The organism is Edaphosphingomonas laterariae (assembly GCF_900188165.1).
GTDB classification, from domain to species: Bacteria; Pseudomonadota; Alphaproteobacteria; order Sphingomonadales; family Sphingomonadaceae; genus Sphingomonas_E; species Sphingomonas_E laterariae.
This window is the reverse complement of the sequence record NZ_FZOS01000007.1, coordinates 118,272-134,834: the sequence shown is the minus strand read 5'-3', so window position 1 is coordinate 134,834 and position 16,563 is coordinate 118,272. Positions and strand designations below refer to the sequence as shown.

General features: G+C 65.4%; 15 protein-coding genes. 10 read left to right on the top strand and 5 right to left on the bottom strand.

Annotated elements, in window-relative coordinates; all coding sequences use genetic code 11:
- Positions 1 to 17: 17 nt before the first annotated feature.
- Positions 18 to 773, bottom strand: coding sequence for a 30S ribosomal protein S2 (gene rpsB, locus CHB74_RS08760; RefSeq protein ID WP_089219247.1), 756 nt, complete (start codon positions 771 to 773; stop codon positions 18 to 20).
- A gap of 244 nt (positions 774 to 1,017) precedes the next feature.
- On the opposite strand from rpsB, the gene CHB74_RS08755 reads away from it, so the two are divergent.
- Positions 1,018 to 1,233: a hypothetical protein gene (locus tag CHB74_RS08755; protein WP_144033755.1), complete on the top strand. Its 216-nt coding sequence runs from the start codon at positions 1,018 to 1,020 to the stop codon at positions 1,231 to 1,233.
- On the opposite strand, the gene CHB74_RS08750 is transcribed toward CHB74_RS08755, so the two are convergent.
- Positions 1,175 to 1,981 carry a CDP-alcohol phosphatidyltransferase family protein gene (locus CHB74_RS08750; protein ID WP_089219245.1) on the bottom strand — a complete coding sequence of 269 codons (807 nt, stop codon included), beginning with the start codon at positions 1,979 to 1,981 and terminating at the stop codon, positions 1,175 to 1,177. The two genes, CHB74_RS08755 and CHB74_RS08750, sit on opposite strands and share 59 nt — an antisense overlap.
- Positions 1,978 to 2,712 carry a phosphatidylserine decarboxylase gene (locus tag CHB74_RS08745; RefSeq protein WP_089219244.1) on the bottom strand — a complete coding sequence of 245 codons (735 nt, stop codon included), beginning with the start codon at positions 2,710 to 2,712 and terminating at the stop codon, positions 1,978 to 1,980. The genes CHB74_RS08750 and CHB74_RS08745 overlap by 4 nt, the downstream gene beginning before the upstream one ends.
- Before the next feature lie 21 nt (positions 2,713 to 2,733).
- Here CHB74_RS08745 and CHB74_RS08740 point away from each other — a divergent pair, with 21 nt between their 5' ends.
- Positions 2,734 to 3,141 (top strand): hypothetical protein, encoded by a 408-nt coding sequence (locus CHB74_RS08740; protein WP_144033754.1) that lies wholly within the window; start codon positions 2,734 to 2,736, stop codon positions 3,139 to 3,141.
- Positions 3,142 to 3,201: 60 nt separating this feature from the next.
- On the opposite strand, the gene CHB74_RS08735 is transcribed toward CHB74_RS08740, so the two are convergent.
- The gene (locus CHB74_RS08735; protein ID WP_089219242.1) at positions 3,202 to 4,011 is read right to left on the bottom strand and encodes a TorF family putative porin; all 810 of its coding nucleotides are present in this window, start codon (positions 4,009 to 4,011) and stop codon (positions 3,202 to 3,204) included.
- A 418-nt stretch (positions 4,012 to 4,429) separates the two neighbouring features.
- Here CHB74_RS08735 and CHB74_RS08730 point away from each other — a divergent pair, with 418 nt between their 5' ends.
- The 6 genes from CHB74_RS08730 to CHB74_RS08705 all read left to right on the top strand — a co-directional run bounded on the left by CHB74_RS08730 (position 4,430) and on the right by CHB74_RS08705 (position 11,748).
- Complete coding sequence (locus CHB74_RS08730) at positions 4,430 to 5,641, top strand: NADP-dependent isocitrate dehydrogenase (protein WP_089219241.1); 1,212 nt, start codon at positions 4,430 to 4,432, stop codon at positions 5,639 to 5,641.
- Positions 5,642 to 5,782: 141 nt separating this feature from the next.
- Positions 5,783 to 6,463 (top strand): TetR/AcrR family transcriptional regulator, encoded by a 681-nt coding sequence (locus CHB74_RS08725; protein WP_245842761.1) that lies wholly within the window; start codon positions 5,783 to 5,785, stop codon positions 6,461 to 6,463.
- A 58-nt stretch (positions 6,464 to 6,521) separates the two neighbouring features.
- Positions 6,522 to 7,400, top strand: a complete 879-nt coding sequence (locus tag CHB74_RS08720; protein ID WP_089219239.1) for an SDR family NAD(P)-dependent oxidoreductase — start codon at positions 6,522 to 6,524, stop codon at positions 7,398 to 7,400.
- Positions 7,401 to 7,413: 13 nt separating this feature from the next.
- Positions 7,414 to 8,838, top strand: coding sequence for an aldehyde dehydrogenase family protein (locus CHB74_RS08715; RefSeq protein WP_089219238.1), 1,425 nt, complete (start codon positions 7,414 to 7,416; stop codon positions 8,836 to 8,838).
- Positions 8,839 to 8,905: 67 nt separating this feature from the next.
- On the top strand, positions 8,906 to 10,315 hold the full coding sequence (locus CHB74_RS08710; protein WP_089219237.1) for a cytochrome P450: 1,410 nt from the start codon (positions 8,906 to 8,908) through the stop codon (positions 10,313 to 10,315).
- Positions 10,316 to 10,341: 26 nt separating this feature from the next.
- Positions 10,342 to 11,748 carry a cytochrome P450 gene (locus tag CHB74_RS08705; RefSeq protein WP_089219236.1) on the top strand — a complete coding sequence of 469 codons (1,407 nt, stop codon included), beginning with the start codon at positions 10,342 to 10,344 and terminating at the stop codon, positions 11,746 to 11,748.
- 65 nt (positions 11,749 to 11,813) lie between these two features.
- Here the strand turns inward: CHB74_RS08705 and CHB74_RS08700 are convergent, their stop codons facing one another.
- Positions 11,814 to 14,489 (bottom strand): sensor histidine kinase, encoded by a 2,676-nt coding sequence (locus CHB74_RS08700; protein WP_089219235.1) that lies wholly within the window; start codon positions 14,487 to 14,489, stop codon positions 11,814 to 11,816.
- Positions 14,490 to 14,744: 255 nt separating this feature from the next.
- Between CHB74_RS08700 and kdpF the strand changes: the two genes are divergently transcribed.
- Both kdpF and kdpA read left to right on the top strand, forming a co-directional pair.
- Positions 14,745 to 14,834, top strand: a complete 90-nt coding sequence (kdpF, locus tag CHB74_RS08695) for a K(+)-transporting ATPase subunit F (protein WP_144033753.1) — start codon at positions 14,745 to 14,747, stop codon at positions 14,832 to 14,834.
- 15 nt (positions 14,835 to 14,849) lie between these two features.
- Positions 14,850 to 16,553 carry a potassium-transporting ATPase subunit KdpA gene (kdpA, locus tag CHB74_RS08690; protein ID WP_089219233.1) on the top strand — a complete coding sequence of 568 codons (1,704 nt, stop codon included), beginning with the start codon at positions 14,850 to 14,852 and terminating at the stop codon, positions 16,551 to 16,553.
- Positions 16,554 to 16,563: the final 10 nt, after the last annotated feature.

The following is a 16,563-nucleotide window of genomic DNA, read 5'->3' as shown; positions in this document are numbered from 1 at the left end:
GGGCGCGGCGGGCGCGTTCAGGCGCCCAGCGCCTCTTCCGCCGGCGGCTCGGCCATCGCGCCGAGATCTTCGCCGCGGGCAGCGCGGCCGCCCTGATCGCCACGGGTCGCCGCCGTCGCCACCGCTTCGCAGTAGAGACGGATCGCGCGGGCCGCGTCGTCATTGGCCGGGATCGGGAAGGCGATGCCGTCGGGGCTAACGTTCGAATCGAGGATCGCGACGACCGGAATGCCGAGCGTGTTGGCTTCCTTGATCGCCAGTTCTTCCTTGTTGGCGTCGATCACGAACATCACGTCCGGGATGCCGCCCATGTCGCGGATGCCGCCGAGCGACAGCTCGAACTTGTCGCGCTCGCGGGTGAGCTGCAGCACTTCCTTCTTGGTCAGGCCGTGCGTGTCGCCCGAAAGCTGCTCTTCGAGCGCCTTGAAGCGCTTGATCGAGCCCGAGATCGTCTTCCAGTTGGTGAGCATGCCGCCCAGCCAGCGGTGGTTGACATAATGCTGGCCCGAACGACGGGCGGCCTCGGCGATCGGCTCCTGCGCCTGGCGCTTGGTGCCGACGAACAGCACCTTGCCGCCATGGGCGACGGTCTGCGACACGAAGTCGAGCGCGCGCGCCATCAGCGGCACGGTCTGCGACAGGTCGATGATGTGAACGCCGTTGCGATCACCAAAGATGTAAGGCTTCATCTTCGGGTTCCAGCGGTGGGTCTGGTGGCCGAAGTGGGCGCCGGCGTCGAGAAGCGCCTGCATCGAGACGGTGGGAACCGCCATGGGATAGTCTCCTTCCGGTTGTACCTCTCCGGGGCAGTGACCGCACGAACGCCTGTCCGCAGCAGCACCGGTTTATGGGCCCCGGATGTGGAATGGCGGCGCACCTAGCGATTCAGGCGATGGAAATCAACCCTTGACGATAAGAACAAAACAGGAACATATGACATCAAGCACAGGCTATCGGCCCGATCCCGCGATTCGGCGGAGGATCCGGGAGGAAAGCCGGAACGGAATGGAGACGATCATGGCCCACCTGATGACGATCCTGTTCTTCCTCGCCGCCGGCGGCATCGCGCTCGGCATCATCGCTGGCATGGTCGGCGAATATGCGGATCGGATCGCGGCGGCCCTCGGCATGCGCCAGCCGGCCAGCACCCTTCCCCCGCTGCGCGCGCCGCGCGTCAGGCCGCAGGCGCGTCCGGTGATGGTGCGGAGCGCGCCGCTGCGCGCTGCCGCCTGACCCGCGCATAGCTGCGCATCCCGAACGGGATGGCCAGCACATAGAGGATCGAGACGACGGTCAGCGTATGCCAGGGCGCGCTGATCAGCGCGCCGCCGACCAGTGCCACGCCGACGAGCGCGGCAAGGCGGACGCCCTGGCGAAGCTTCAGCGACGACCAACTGAACGTAGCGACGTTGGATACCATCAGGAAGGCGACGAAGCCGGCCCAGGGCGCGACGATCCAGGGCTCGCGCAGCACGGCCTCCCCCGTCACCAGCCAGGCATAGACGGGCAGCAGCATCAACCCGGCGCCCGCCGGCGCGGGCACGCCGGTGAGGAAGCCGGCCGATTTGTGCGGCTGTTCGTGCGAATCGATCTGCGCGTTGAACCGCGCGAGGCGCAGCGCGCAGCATACCGCATGGGCCAGCGCGAACAGCCAGCCGAAGCGCGGCAGCGTCTGCAACGACCAGAGATAGATGATGATCGCCGGCGACACACCAAAGGCGATCACGTCGGACAGCGAATCCAGCTCGGCGCCGAAGCGGCTTTCGCCCTTGAGCAGCCGCGCGATGCGGCCATCGAGCCCATCGAGCACGCCGGCGACGATGATCGAGGCGACGGCCTTTTCCCATTCGCCGGCAATGGCGAAGCGCACGCCGGTCAGCCCGAAGCAGAGCGCCAGCGCCGTCACCGCATTGGGCGCCAGCGCGCGCAACGGGATGCCGCGACGCGGGCGATCAGGCCGATCGGGGCGCGGCGTCGTCACAGCGCGGTTCCGTGGACCCGTTCGCCATCGCCGATTTTGGCGAGCACGGTTTCGCCGGCGATCGTCCGCTGGCCGAGCGCGACGCGCGGCGCGGTGCCGGCCGGCAGATAGACGTCGACGCGGCTGCCGAAGCGGATCAGGCCGACGCGCTGGCCGCCAGCGACGATATCGCCCGGCTTGACGAACGGCACGATGCGCCGCGCGACGAGGCCGGCGATCTGGGTGAAGCCGATCCGCGTCCCGTCACTGCCCTCGACCAGAATGTGCTGGCGCTCATTCTCCTCGCTCGCCTTGTCGAGATCGGCGTTGAGGAATTTGCCCGAGATATAGACGACGCGGCGGATAGTGCCGGCGATCGGCGATCGGTTGATGTGGACGTCGAACACGCTCATGAAAATCGAAACGCGCGTCATCGGCTGATCGCCCAATCCGTCGGGCCCAGCCATCTCGCGCGGCGGCGGCACCGCCGCGATCATCGTCACCAACCCGTCGGCCGGCGCGACGATGAATCCCTCCCCCCGGGGGAAGGTGCGGACCGGATCGCGGAAGAAGGCGAGGATCCAGACCGTCACGCCGGCCATCGGCCAGGCGAGCGTCTCCCACGCCATCAGCGCGAAGATGAGCGTGATGCCCGCGCCAATCAGCGCGAACTTGCGGCCTTCGGGGTGGACCGACGGCCAGCGCCAACGAACGGCCGCGGTGCCCGCGTCCGGCTTTTCCTGGGAAGTCATTGTGCGTTCTTACGATCCGCCATGGCGCCTGACAACGGCGCAGTGGCGGCAGGATCGTTTCGGCTGTCACCATCAGTCAAAATCGACCGGCTTTCAGCCCACTACGTAGTGATACGGAAGCGCCACGGCCGTTCGCCCCTCTATGGAGCAACTAGGTTGCAATTGAGGATCGAAGTGGCTGGTCTGCGTACAAATAGTATCCGTTTACCGTCTCGCCCGCGTCGTGAGGGCGACGGGCCGACGAAAACCGGCAAATCCGCCGGCTCCTTCCATGGCGAGGTCGCGGCCAAGCTGGCCGACCATCGCAAGCGCGCGGCCACCCGGCCTTTTTGCGAAGGCGCCGGCGACGACGCGATCGTCATCTGCGAACCATGGTCGCGCGAACGCCATGTCGCCTGCCTGTGCTGCACGATGCGGACCGGCGCCTGAAAAAAAACCGGGCAGCGCGACCGGATCGATCGCGCTGACCCCCTTCCACCCGTTACCCGATCAGAAGGCGACGGTTGCCGAGAACACGACCTGGCTGCCGGCGATCGTCGAACCATCCTTGGTCGACGAGAAATTGGGCAGCAGATAGGCTGATTCCGCCTTGCTGATATCGGTATCGACATAGCTGACGCCGAGCACGACGGGCCCGAGCGCGAGATCGGCACCGAGCAGCCAATCGAGATACTTGCCGGTGGGCGCGATGCTGGTGCCGTTGGGGCCGAGGCCGGGATTGCCGTCCGAATAGCCGATATGCGCCTTCAGCGTGACCGGCGTTCCCGGAATGGCGCCGCTGGCATCGCCCCAGAGATAGAGATTATCCTGCTTCTGGCCACGGCTCTGCGGGGTGGCGGCATAATTGCCGAGCGCCTGCTGCTTGGGCGCATAGGCGATGCCGGCGAGCAGGCTGACCGGCCCGGCGGATCCGCTGACCTTCACATAAGGCTCGGCGAAATCGGTGTTATCCGCGCCGCCCGGATACATGTACCAGGTCAGGCCGACATCGACGGTGGCGCCGCCGACCGGCAGCTTGTAGCCGGCGTAAAGATCGAGTTCCATGTTGCCGCCGCCAAAGGTGCCCCAGCCCGACAGGCTCGATCCCCAGGTGCCGGCATAAAGGCCGCTTTCGTGCGAAACGGTAAAGCCGCCCTGGATCGCCATCTCCTTGTCGGACTGCGACACGCCACGGAAGCGATAATCGGAAACCAGCGCGGCGCTGCCCGAAACGGTGATCGCATCAGCCGGCGCGTCCTGCGCGATCGCCGGAGTCGTCGCCAAAAGCACCGCGGCCGCGGCAGCGAGACGATAGATCATGGAACATTCCCCTTTTGTTATGGGCTGGAATGTTCCTCCTGCATCCCGCGACCGCGAACCTCTCAGCCGTGGCCGGCCGGGGTTCCCGTCTCGTGGGACGTGATCAGCTTAAATGCCGGACATGCGCCGCGTTTTGCTGATTTGTAAGGAACTATGGCTGATAATGCGCAGCGAGATGGCCATCGGCCTGCGAGTTTAGCGCATACCCCCGCCACTGCATCACGCGCAGCGCCGATCTTTTCGTTGCGTTGCAGCGGACGGACGGACCCGATCGCGGCGCCCGCCTTCCGCCGCACCGTTCACCCCGAGGGTCATCCATCGCGCAATGCACCCCGCCGCACCGCCGCAAGGTTGATCGCGGCCCGCGCATTGCCTATGCGGACCCGCGATTCTATCACCCAGAGAAAGCGGAACCTCCATGGCCAAGATCACCGTGAAGACCCCCGTCGTCGAGCTCGACGGCGATGAAATGACCCGGATCATCTGGCAGTGGATCCGCGAGCGGCTGATCCTGCCCTATCTGGACATCAAGCTCGAATATTACGACCTCTCGGTCCAGAAGCGTGACGAGACGGCCGACCAGATCACCATCGACTCCGCGAAGGCGATCCAGAAGTATGGCGTCGGCGTGAAGTGCGCCACGATCACCCCGGACGAAGCCCGCGTCGAGGAATTCAACCTCAAGAAGATGTGGAAGTCGCCGAACGGCACGATCCGCAACATCCTGGGCGGCGTCGTGTTCCGCGAACCGATCGTCATCAAGAACGTTCCCCGGCTGGTTCCGGGCTGGACCGATCCGATCGTCGTCGGCCGTCACGCCTTTGGCGACCAGTATCGCGCGACCGATTTCAAGGTGCCGGGCCCGGGCAAGCTGCGCCTCGTCTGGGAAGGCGACAATGGCGACACGATCGACGAGGAAGTGTTCCAGTTCCCGTCGTCGGGCGTGGCCATGGGCATGTACAACCTGGACGAGTCGATCCGTGATTTCGCCCGCGCCAGCATGAACTATGCCGCCGGCCGCAGCTGGCCGCTGTACCTGTCGACCAAGAACACCATCCTCAAGGCCTATGACGGCCGCTTCAAGGATCTGTTCCAGGAAGTGTTCGACGCCGAATTCGCCGCCGCCTTCAAGGAAAAGGGCATCGTTTACGAACATCGCCTGATCGACGACATGGTCGCCTCGGCGCTCAAGTGGTCGGGCAAGTTCGTCTGGGCCTGCAAGAACTATGATGGCGACGTGCAGTCCGACACCGTGGCGCAGGGCTTCGGCTCGCTCGGCCTGATGACCTCGGTCCTCATGTCGCCGGACGGCAAGACGATCGAGGCGGAAGCTGCCCACGGCACCGTCACCCGCCACTATCGCATGCACGAGCAGGGCAAGGCGACGTCGACCAACCCGATCGCGTCGATCTTCGCCTGGACGCAGGGCCTTGCCTTCCGCGGCAAGTTCGACGGCACGCCGGAAGTAACCAAGTTCGCCGAAACGCTCGAGCGCGTCTGCATCGAGACGGTCGAAAAGGGCCAGATGACCAAGGATCTCGCGATCCTGATCGGCCCGGATCAGCCCTGGATGACGACCGAGCAGTTCTTCGAAGCGATCCGCGTCAACCTCGAAGCCGCGATGGCCTGATCGGCCTCCGGCCCAGCGACTACGCGTTGAAGCGCCGCCCCGGCCCACTGCCGGGGCGGCGTTTTGTTTTTGCGATGAAATCCCGCGAACATGCCGTGCGACGGGATTGACGTGCCAAACTTTCCGAACGAGTATCCGAATGTGATTCGAGAAATATCCTCTCCGCGCCGCACGATCGGCCGCCCACGCCTGCTGACGCGGGAGATGGTGCTCGACGCCGCGATCGAGATCGGCATGACCGCGATCAGCATGAAGCGGTTGGCCGAACATCTCGGCGTCGGCACGGCGACATTGTACCAATATGTCGGCAGCCGCGACGAACTGCTGCGGCTGGCCGCCGCGCGCCAGGTTTCCAGCCTGGAAATGGCGGGCACCGACGACCTCCACTGGTCCAAATATATCGTCGCCTTCGCCCGCGCGATCCAGGCCCAGCTGGTTGAGCATCCGCAAATCATCGTCCAGTTCATCGACGCCGGCCTGGGGCCGGAGGTGGAGCTGGAAGTGGCCGAACGCTTCCTGCACGGCATGGTCAGCCGCGGCTTCGACGCCAAGGAGGCGCTGGACATCCAGAGCCATGTCGGCGCGCTGGCAATCGCCGGCGCGGTCGCCATCTGCCGCGAACGCGCCAGCCGGGCGCGCGGCCGTTCGTCGGCATCGCGCATCCAGGCTTCGCTCGCCCATTATGGCGCCGACGAGCTGCCGCTGATCCGCGAGCAGGTGGAAAACTATCTGGCCGACGCGGAGATGATCCTCGACCGGCTGATCGCGCCGGTGATCGAGCGCATTGCACGCCAACGGGGGGAGGAATTGCCGGGCGACTGAGCCGTCCCCGCCCCCTGCCGCCCGCTACACCAGAACAAATTAGGAGAGAGGAAGGCACATGCAGGATTTCACGGACAAGGTAGCCGTCATCACCGGCGCCGCCAGCGGCGTCGGCAAGCAGGTCGCGCTGCGTCTGGCGCGCGCCGGCGCCAAGGTGGTGCTGGCCGATATCGAACCCAATGCCCTTGAAGCCGCGGTCAGCGACGTGAAGGCCGCCGGCGGCACCGCCATCGGCCATGTCACCGACGTGTCCAAGCGCGAGGCGGTCGATGCGCTGCGTGATCGCGCGCTCGCCGAATATGGCAAGGTGAACATCGTCATCAACAATGCCGGCGTGGGCGGCGGCGGTGGCCCGACGATCTGGGACACACCCGAAAAGGCTTATCGCTGGGCGATGGACGTGAACTTCTTCGGCCCGCTGAACGGCATCCTTTCGTTCATGCCGACGCTGATCGCGCAGGGCGAAGATGCGCTGATGGCGTCCACTTCGTCGGGCGCGGGCATCGTCTTCCCGCCGTCGGGCGCGGCCTATTCCGCTTCGAAGGCGGCGCTGATCGCGCTGATGGAAGTGCTGGCCTATCAGCTCCAGTTTTCGGGCACCAAGGTGCGCGCCGCGATCCTGTTCCCGGGGCCGCACGTCGTCGACACCAACCTCTTCAGCTCGCACCGCAACCTGCAGAAGGAATATGACGATCCCGCCATCGCTTCGGGCGCGGGCATCAACAATGTCGACGAATTCCAGGCGGCGATGAAGATGCTGATCGGCCACGAAGTGCCGCTGACGCAGCCCGAGGATTTCGCCGAAGAGGTCTATCAGTCGATCCTGCGCGACGATTTCTACATCCTGCCGCTGACCGACAAGACCAAGGACGCGATCCGCAAGCGTTACGACGACATGATCGAGCGTCGCCAGCCCGCCATTCCGGACATGATGTAAGGAGATTGCGACGATGAACCAGTATAGCCCCGTCGTCGAAGCCAATCCCTATCAGGATATCTTCGATCGCCTGCAGGCCCGCGCCCCGGCGCTGGCCCGCACCACCGCCGCCGAACGCATCGCCAAGCTGCGTGCGCTCTACCAGGCCGTCTACGAACTGCGCGCCGAAATCGGCCAGGCCGGCCATGACGAGCTGGGCATGGACGGCAAGATGCACCTGATCCCGCTGAAGGGCGAGATCGACTTCTTCTGCGAACGCCTTGAAGGCTGGATGGGCAATGAAGCGGTCGAGGATGTTCCGGCGCTGATGGGTCGCAAGGCCTATATCCACTGGGAACCCAAGGGCGTGGTGCTGCACCTTTCGACCTGGAACTCCCCGGTGCTGATCAGCCTTTCGCCGCTGATCAGCATGATCGCGTCGGGCAATGCCGTCGCGCTGAAGCCGTCCGAAGTGGCGCCGCTTTCGGCCGAAATGGTGCGCCAGGTGATCGAGAAGGCCGGCCTTGCCGATGACGTGGCCGTCATCACCGGCGGCCCGGATGTCGCGCAGGCGCTGCTCAAGCTGCCGTTCAACCATATCTGCTATGTCGGCAACAACCGCGTCGGCCGGCTGGTGATGGAAGCGGCCGCGCAGCATTTCGCCGGCGTCACGCTGGAAATGGGCGGCAAGAACCCCGCCGTCATCGAACGCGATGCCGATCTGGACGATGCGGCGGGCAAGATCGCCTTCGTGCGCCACCTGATCGCCGGCCAGGTCTGCCTGTGCCCGGATTATCTGCTGGTCCACGAAAGCATCAAGGATGCCTATGTTGCCAAGCTGATCGAAAAGATCACCGCCTTCTACAACCCCAATGGCGAAGGCTTTCAGGCATCTGCCGATCTGCCGCGGATCGTGAACGAACGGCACACGCTGCGCATCAAGGCGCTGATCGACGATGCCGTCGGCAAGGGCGCGCGCATCCTGATGGGTGGCGAGGTGGACCCGGCGGCCAAATATGTCGCCCCCACCATCCTCGACAATGTGACCGAGGATATGGAGATCTTCCAGGAGGAGGTGTTCGGCCCGGTGCTGACCATCCACGCCTTCGCCACCCGCGAAGACGCCGTGCGGGAGATCGCCAAGCGGCCCAAGCCGCTCGGCCTCTATATCTTCACGCAGGATCGCGAGACCGCCGACTGGTATATCGATCATACCCGTTCGGGCTCGGCCGCGGTGAACAACGCCGCCATCCAGGCCAATGTCGCCACGCTGCCCTTTGGCGGTTCCAACCATAGCGGCATCGGCCGGCTGGGCGGCAAGGCGGGCTTCCAGGAATTCTCGAACGGCCGCGCCGTGGTCGAGGACGCGCTGGATCCGGCCCAGGGCGCGCCGATGTTCTACCCGCCCTTCCCTGCGGAAGCCGCGGCTTATGTGGACTTCTTGCTGATTCCGAACTGAGCCCCGCGCGCATCGGCCCGCCTGACGATGTGGGCGGGCCGATGACCGGTCTGGACAGGAGGATATCTTGGCCACTGTTCTCGAAATGCCGCAGCCCGAAAAGACGGCGCACGCCGCTGCCGCTCGCCCCGCCAGCGAAATCCCGCTGGCATCCGGCCTGCCCTTCCTGGGCAACACGCTGGAAATGGCGAAGGATCCGGCGGCTTTCTTCGTCCGCTGCTATCATGATTATGGCCCCGTCTTCAAAGTGAAGGTGTTCGGCCGCGAATCCATCGTCATCGCCGGCCCCGAGGCCGCCTTGTTCATGACGACGCGCGAAGGCCGCGATGCCTTGCGATCGAAGGAATTCAACCAGGGCGTCGCCGACGAATATGGCGCGACCGAGGTGATCAACGGCGTCGACGGCCCGCGCCACATCCGCCTGCGCACGCTGATGCGCGAAGGTTTCTCGCGCGAGGCGGTGCACGGCCAATATGACGCGATGGTGGAGATCACCGATCGTGCGCTGGCCCGCAAATGGAGCGCGGGCGCGCGGCTGCCGGTGGTGGAAGCGATCCAGTATCTGATCGTCGAGCAACTGGGCATGATCATGACCGGGCAGGCCCCGCTCGATTATGTCGAGGATATCCGCTTCGCGATCCTGACGATCCTGAACGTGCTGGTGACGCGCCAGCGCCCGCAGATCATGCTGCGCGATCCGCGCTACAAGCGGGCGCGCCAGCGCGTCGACCAGCTTGGCCAACATATGATCACCGATTTCCGGCAGCGGCTGGAAGCCGGCACCGCGCCCGACAACCTGATCACCGACATCATCCGCGCCAACCGCGACGACAAGGATCTTATGCCGGACCGGAACCTGATCCTGACGGTGACGGGGCCTTATGTCGCCGGGCTCGACACGGCGGCCAACACGATCGCCGCCTGCATCTACGGCATCCTCAAGGAACCCGGCGTGGCGGCCCGCGTGCAGGCGGAAGCCGACGAGCTGTTCGCCAAGGACACGCTGACGGAGGAGGATTTCCGCAAGCTGCCGGTGATCAACGGCGCGGTGATGGAAGCGATGCGGCTGTGGCCGATCGCCGTCGCCCAGATGCGCGCCACCAATTATGATTTTGAATTTGGCGGCTATGTCATCCCCAAGGATGCGCTGCTCTATGTCGGCACCAGCGTGCCGCATTTCATGCCGGAGTTCTTTCCAGAACCAATGAAGTTCGACATCGATCGCTATCAGCGACCGCGTGCCGAACATCTACAAAAGGGGGCTTATTCCCCATTCGGCCGCGGCCCCCATTCCTGTTTGGGCCAAGGTCTTGCGGAGGTGCTGATGGCGATGTGCGTTGCGCGCATCTTCCATCGCTTTGATCTGGCGCTGCCAACGCCGGATTATGTTCTGAAAACAAAAACAACACCCACGCCCGGACCGGCAATGAGCTTCGCCGTTCGCATCGTTCGCGAACGCCATGCGGGGCTTGTCTGAGAGCGTATCGTATCAAGGAGAAGCAAATGGCTACCGTTCTGGACAAGCCCGCCGAGGGTGAGGCGCCTGCAACCAAGGCCCGGCCCGCCAGCGACATCCCGACCGTTCCGGGCTTGCCCTTCCTGGGCAATACGCTGGAGATGGCGAAGGACCCTGCCGCATTCTTCGTCCGCTGCTATCGCGATTATGGCCCGGTGTTCCGCATCAAGGTGTTCGGCCGTGAATCGCTGGTCATCGCCGGCCCGGAATCCGCGACCTTCATGACGACCCGCGAAGGCCGCGACGCGCTGCGTTCCAAGGAATTCTGGGAAGGCCTGGTCAACGAATATGGCGCGACCGAGACGATCACGTCGGTCGATGGCGAACGCCATATCAAGCTGCGCACGCTGATGCGCGAAGGCTTCTCGCGCGAGGCGGTGCAGGGCCAGTATGACGACCTGCGCGACATCACCGATCGCGCGATCGGCCGCCGCTGGGACGTCGGCTCGCGCGTCCCCGTGGTCGAAGCCATGCAATATATGGTCGTCGAACAGCTCGGCACGATCATGACCGGGCAGGCGCCGCTGGATTATGTGAAGGATATCCGCTTCGCGATCCTGACGATCCTGAACGTGCTGGTGACGCGCCAGCGCCCCCGGATCATGATGTATGATCCGCGCTACAAGAAGGCGCGGCGCCGGGTGGACGAGCTCGGCCAGATGATGATCACCGATTTCAAGCGCCAGATCGCCGACGGCACGGCGCCCAAGAACCTGATCAACGACATCGTGACGGCGAATATCGAAGACAAGGATATCATGCCCGATCAGAACCTGTCGCTGACGGTGACGGGCCCCTATGTCGCGGGCCTCGACACGGCGGCGAACACGATGGCCGCGTGCATCTACGGCATCCTCAAGGACCCGGAAATCCTGGCCCGCGTCCAGGCGGAGGCCGACGAGCTGTTCGCCAAGGAAACGCTGACCGAGGATGACATCCGCCGCCTGCCGGTGATCAACGGCGCCTGCATGGAAGCGATGCGGCTATGGCCGATCGCGGTGGCCCAGATGCGGATCGCCAATTTCGACTTCGAATATGCGGGCTTCACCATCCCCAAGGACGAGATGCTGTATATCGGCACCAGCGTGCCGCACTTCATGGAAGAATTCTTCCCGGACGTGACCAAGTTCGACGTCGACCGTTACCAGCGGCCGCGGGCCGAACATCTGCAGAAGGGCGCTTACTCCCCCTTCGGGCGCGGGCCGCATAGCTGCCTTGGCCAGGGCCTTGCCGAAGTGCTGATGGCGATGAGCATCGCGCGCATCTTCCATCGGCTCGACCTTGCCCTGCCCCACCCCAATTACACGCTGAAGACCAAGACCGCGCCGACGCCCGGCCCGGCCATGGACTTCGCCGTGAAGGTGCTGGGCGAACGCCGGCCAAGCGCGGTCTGACCGGAAGGTGAAACGGGCCGGACGCCATCGCGCCTTCGGGTGCGGTGGCGGCCGGCTCCGTTCGTTCACTCGCCCTCGTCTTCCGCCGGCGACACGATGTTCGCCGGCCCGAAGACGAGCGTGAATTCGGCACCGCCATCGGGATGGTTGGCGGCGATCACCGCAATCCCCATCGCTTCGGCAAAGCCCTTGACGATCGCAAGCCCGAGCCCGCTGCCGCCGTGGCGATCGCCGCCCGTGCCCTGCGCGAAGGTTTCGAAGATTCGGCTTTCGGCCCCCGGCTCCAGCCCCGGCCCGCGATCGCGTACCATCAGCCGCACGGCATCCGCCGTGCGATCGGCAGCCAGCGTGATCGGCCCCTGCCCCGCGCCATGCTGCACGGCATTGGCCAACAGGTTGATCAGCATGTGATGCAGCAGGCGCGCGTCGGCCCGCACCAGCGGCAGATTGGGCGGCACCTGAAAATCGATATGATGGCCGCGCAGCGTTTCCTTCAGATCATGCACCGCGCCGGCCGCCGCATCGGTCAGATCGATCGGCTCCAGCGCCAGTTTCAGCGCGCCGGCATCGAGCCGGACCATATCCACCAGATTGTCCAGAAAGCGACGCAACCGCGCCAGTTCGGCCCGCGCGAGGGGAATGGTGGCGGCATCGGGATGTTCGGCGCGAATGGCCTCGATCGCGCTGGTGACGCCGGTCAGCGGCGTCCGCAGATCATGCCCGATGGAAGATAGCAGCGCGGCCCGCAGACGATCGCGTTCCTTGAGGATCGACATCGACCGCATCTCATCTTCGAGATGCAGGCGTTCATGGGCGAGCGCCGCCTGCCCGACGAGCGTGGACAGCAGCACCGCGCGATCGGCCGGCACCGGATCGCGCCCATCATCGCGCGCGACACCAAGCACCGCCAGCACGCCAAGGCCGGTCTTGAGCGGATGGAACTGCCAGTTGGCGGCGGGCAGCGTGGCGCTGCCGCAGCCGGCAAGCTCGCCCCGCGCCCATGCCCAGTCGGCGGCGGCACGGTCGATCGGATCGAGCCCCGCCGCTTCGGGCTGCGACGCGACAATATCGAGATGGCCATCCCTGTCGGCCAAGAGGATCGTGCGCACTTCGAGCAAGCGGGCCACTTCGTCGCAAACCGACCGTGCCGTCGTCTCGCGATCGGACGCGCGGGCCAGCGTTTGCGAAAATGCCGCGAGCGCCGCGCTTTCCTGCGCGCCACGCACGCCGATCTTGGCCCGGTTGCGCAGCCGCCCGGCAAGGTTGCTGGTGAAGGCCGCAACCGCGGTGAGGATCAGCATCGTCAACACGCTTTGCGGATCGGCGATCGTGAAGGTGAGGGTCGGCGCGAGGAAGAAGAAGTTGAAGGCGAGCGCCGCCGCGATGCTGGCGATCAGCCCCGGCCGCAGGCCGTAAAGGCTCGCCGCCACGATGACGGGAACGAGATAGAGCAGGTCGACCGCGCCGGCGCCGATCCACGGCTGGGCCAGCGCGGCGACGGCGGTGGTGACGGCCAGCAGCAGGGCGATGGTGGCGTAGGCACGCGGATGCCCCCAGCCGCCGGCCAGCCGCTTCAGCCGTTGCGGGCTATCAAGCGCGGCCGAAGGCGACGGGATGACGTGGACCGCCACGCCCTGCAGATGCTTGACGATCGCTTCGACCACCGAACCGTGGCGCAGTTCGAACCACCAGCTGCGCTGCGACCGGCCGATGACGATCTGGGTCGCGCGCATCCCTTCGATCTGGTTGCGGAGCCCGGTGACGACATTTTCGGCCGGAACGGTGGCGATGGTGGCGCCCAGCGTTGCGGCCAGCGCCAGCGCGGCCGCGATCCGGCGACGCGCTTCCTCGTCGAACGCCGCGCTGCGCGGGGTTTCGATATGGACGGCCATCCATGGCGCGCGCAGGCCATCGGCCAGGCGCTTCGCCGCCCTGATCAGTGCATCCGCGCCCGGCTGTTCGCTAACCGCGACAAGGATGCGTTCGCCCGCGCCGAAGGTTCCGGGCAGCGCCGTTGCGTCAAGTTCCTGCAGCATCTGCCGATCGATGCTGAGCGCCGCGCGGCGCAACGCCATTTCGCGCAAGGCGGACAGGTTGGGCTTGGAGAAGAAATGGCCCAGCGCGCGCGATGCTTCCTGCGGCACATAGACCTTGCCCTCCTTCAACCGCTCGATCAGTTCATCGGGCGGCAGATCGACGACCTTGATCTCGGCATCTTCGAACACGCTGTCGGGCACGGTTTCGCGCACCCGCACCCGCGTGAAGCTCGCCACCACATCGGTCAGGCTTTCGACATGCTGGATGTTGAGCGTGGTGAAGACGTCGATCCCGGCGTCGAGCAGTTCGTCGACATCCTGCCAGCGTTTGGGATGGCGCCCGCCGTCGACATTGGTGTGGGCATATTCGTCGACCAGTGCCAGCGCCGGCTTGCGGGCCAGCACCTCATCGAGATCCATCTCGGTGAGCGTGCGGCCATGATATTCCACCTGCCGGCGGGGGATGATCTCAAAAGGTTCGACCAGCGCCTCGGTTTCCGCGCGGCCGTGGGTTTCGACCACCGCAACGACGACATCCTCGCCTTCCCTGAGCAGCGCCGCGCCTTCGGCAAGCATCGCGAAGGTCTTGCCAACGCCCGGTGCGGCGCCGAGGAAGATCTTGAGCTGGCCGCGCCCTTCGCGGCGGGCCTGGCGCAGCAGCGCGTCGGGGGACGGTCGTTTTTCGATGATCGCGCGATCGGTCATCCCCGATGCTTAGCCCCGCATCCGATCCCACGCCAAATCCCCCCGGCCCGACTTAATGCCGATTTAATGCGGACGGCTGCTTTCGCCCGCGAAACTTAATGCAGGCCACGCCTATCTGCGGCGGGACGGTCCCATCCTCGGACCGCGCCTGTCCAAGGATATATCCCATGTCCGATCTCCTCTGGCTCGGCCTCACCGCAGGCCTCGTTGGGCTGACATTCGCTTATGTCCGCCTGTGCGAGGAGGCGTGACACCATGCCCTCGTCGCTGCTCATCGCCGGCTCCGTCGCGGCCGGCCTTCTCGTCTATCTCGTGGTCGTGCTGCTTCGGCCCGAGCGCTTCTGATCGGAGGCATCACCGATGACCTATGAAGGCTGGGCGCTGATCCTGTTGTTCATCGCCCTCATCGTCGCGCTGGCCAAGCCCATGGGGCTCTGGCTGTTCGCGCTTTACGAAGGGCGCCGCACCCCGTTGCACCATGTGTTGGGCCCGGTGGAGCGCGGCTTTTACCGCCTGGCGGGCATCGACCCGGACGAGGAACAGGGATGGCGGCGCTATGCCGTCCATATGCTGCTGTTCAACGTGGCGGTGCTGTTGCTGACCTATCTGGTCCTTCGCCTGCAGGATGTGCTGCCGCTCAACCCGCGCGGCTATGCCGGCATGGGCGCGGACGGCGCATTCAACACCGCCGTCAGCTTCACCACCAACACCAACTGGCAATGGTATTCGGGCGAAGCAACGCTTTCCAACCTCAGCCAGATGCTGGGGCTTGGCATCCAGAACTTCCTTTCCGCGGCGAGCGGCATCGCCGTCGCCTTCGCGCTGTTCCGGGGCTTCGCACGCCGCGAAGCGAAGAGCGTCGGCAATTTCTGGGCCGATATGACGCGGGCGACGCTCTATCTGCTGCTGCCGATCTGCATCGCTTATGCGACCTTCCTGATCGCCAGCGGCGTGCCGCAGACCCTTGCGGCCTCCATCGACGCCACCACGCTGGAAGGCGCCCGCCAGACGATCGCGCTGGGGCCAGTGGCCAGCCAGGAAGCGATCAAGATGCTGGGCACCAATGGCGGCGGCTTCTTCAACGCCAACAGCGCGCATCCGTTCGAGAACCCGACCGCGCTGACCAACCTTATCCAGATGCTCTCGATCTTCGCGATCGGCGTCGGCCTCACCTGGTGCTTCGGCAAGGCGGTGGGCGACACGCGGCAGGGTTGGACGATTCTGGCGGCCATGCTGTTTTTGTTCCTCCTGGGCACGGCCGTCACTTACTGGCAGGAGGCGGCGGGCAACCCCGTCTTCCATGGCCTCGGTGTTTCCGGCGGCAATATGGAAGGCAAGGAAGTGCGCTTCGGCACCGCCGCCTCCGCCCTTTTCACCGTCGTCACGACCGCCGCGTCCTGCGGCGCGGTGAACGCGATGCACGACAGCTTCATGCCGCTGGGCGGGCTGGTGCCGCTGTTCAACATGCAGCTTGGCGAAGTGATCGTCGGCGGCGTCGGCGCGGGCATCTACGGCTTCCTGCTGTTCGCGATCCTGGCCGTGTTCGTCGCAGGCCTGATGGTCGGCCGCACGCCGGAATATGTGGGCAAGAAGATCGAGGCGCGGGACGTGAAGCTCGCGGTGTTGGCGATCGCGGTGCTGCCGCTCGTCATCCTGGGGCTGACGGCTATCGCCAGCGTGCTGCCCGCCGGCCTTGCCGGGCCGCTCAACAAGGGGCCGCACGGCTTCTCCGAGATTCTCTATGCCTTCACCTCCGGCGCCGGCAATAACGGTTCGGCCTTCGCCGGCCTGACCGCGGGCACGCCCTTCTATAACGGGCTGATCGGCATCGCGATGTGGATGGGCCGCTTCTTCGTGATGGTGCCCGTGCTCGCCATCGCCGGCAACCTTGCCGCCAAGCGCTACACGCCCGCCACCAGCGGCTCCTTCCCCACCACCGGCGGTCTGTGGATCGGCCTGCTCGTCGGCATCATCCTCATCCTCGGTGGCCTCACCTTCCTCCCCAGCCTCGCCCTCGGGCCGATCGCCGATCACCTGGCGATGGCCGGCGGCCAGCTCTTCTGAGGGACCAGAC

What these genes read in the sequence shown, in the direction of transcription:
- CHB74_RS08730 (WP_089219241.1), top strand. Translation starts at nt 4,430, where the DNA reads ATGGCCAAGATCACCGTGAAGACCCCCGTCGTCGAGCTCGACGGCGAT.
- CHB74_RS08740 (WP_144033754.1), top strand. Translation starts at nt 2,734, where the DNA reads ATGGCGCCTGACAACGGCGCAGTGGCGGCAGGATCGTTTCGGCTGTCA.
- kdpA (WP_089219233.1), top strand. Translation starts at nt 14,850, where the DNA reads ATGACCTATGAAGGCTGGGCGCTGATCCTGTTGTTCATCGCCCTCATC.
- CHB74_RS08720 (WP_089219239.1), top strand. Translation starts at nt 6,522, where the DNA reads ATGCAGGATTTCACGGACAAGGTAGCCGTCATCACCGGCGCCGCCAGC.
- CHB74_RS08700 (WP_089219235.1), bottom strand. Translation starts at nt 14,489, where the DNA reads ATGACCGATCGCGCGATCATCGAAAAACGACCGTCCCCCGACGCGCTG.
- CHB74_RS08715 (WP_089219238.1), top strand. Translation starts at nt 7,414, where the DNA reads ATGAACCAGTATAGCCCCGTCGTCGAAGCCAATCCCTATCAGGATATC.
- rpsB (WP_089219247.1), bottom strand. Translation starts at nt 773, where the DNA reads ATGGCGGTTCCCACCGTCTCGATGCAGGCGCTTCTCGACGCCGGCGCC.
- CHB74_RS08705 (WP_089219236.1), top strand. Translation starts at nt 10,342, where the DNA reads ATGGCTACCGTTCTGGACAAGCCCGCCGAGGGTGAGGCGCCTGCAACC.
- kdpF (WP_144033753.1), top strand. Translation starts at nt 14,745, where the DNA reads ATGCCCTCGTCGCTGCTCATCGCCGGCTCCGTCGCGGCCGGCCTTCTC.
- CHB74_RS08735 (WP_089219242.1), bottom strand. Translation starts at nt 4,011, where the DNA reads ATGATCTATCGTCTCGCTGCCGCGGCCGCGGTGCTTTTGGCGACGACT.
- CHB74_RS08745 (WP_089219244.1), bottom strand. Translation starts at nt 2,712, where the DNA reads ATGACTTCCCAGGAAAAGCCGGACGCGGGCACCGCGGCCGTTCGTTGG.
- CHB74_RS08755 (WP_144033755.1), top strand. Translation starts at nt 1,018, where the DNA reads ATGGCCCACCTGATGACGATCCTGTTCTTCCTCGCCGCCGGCGGCATC.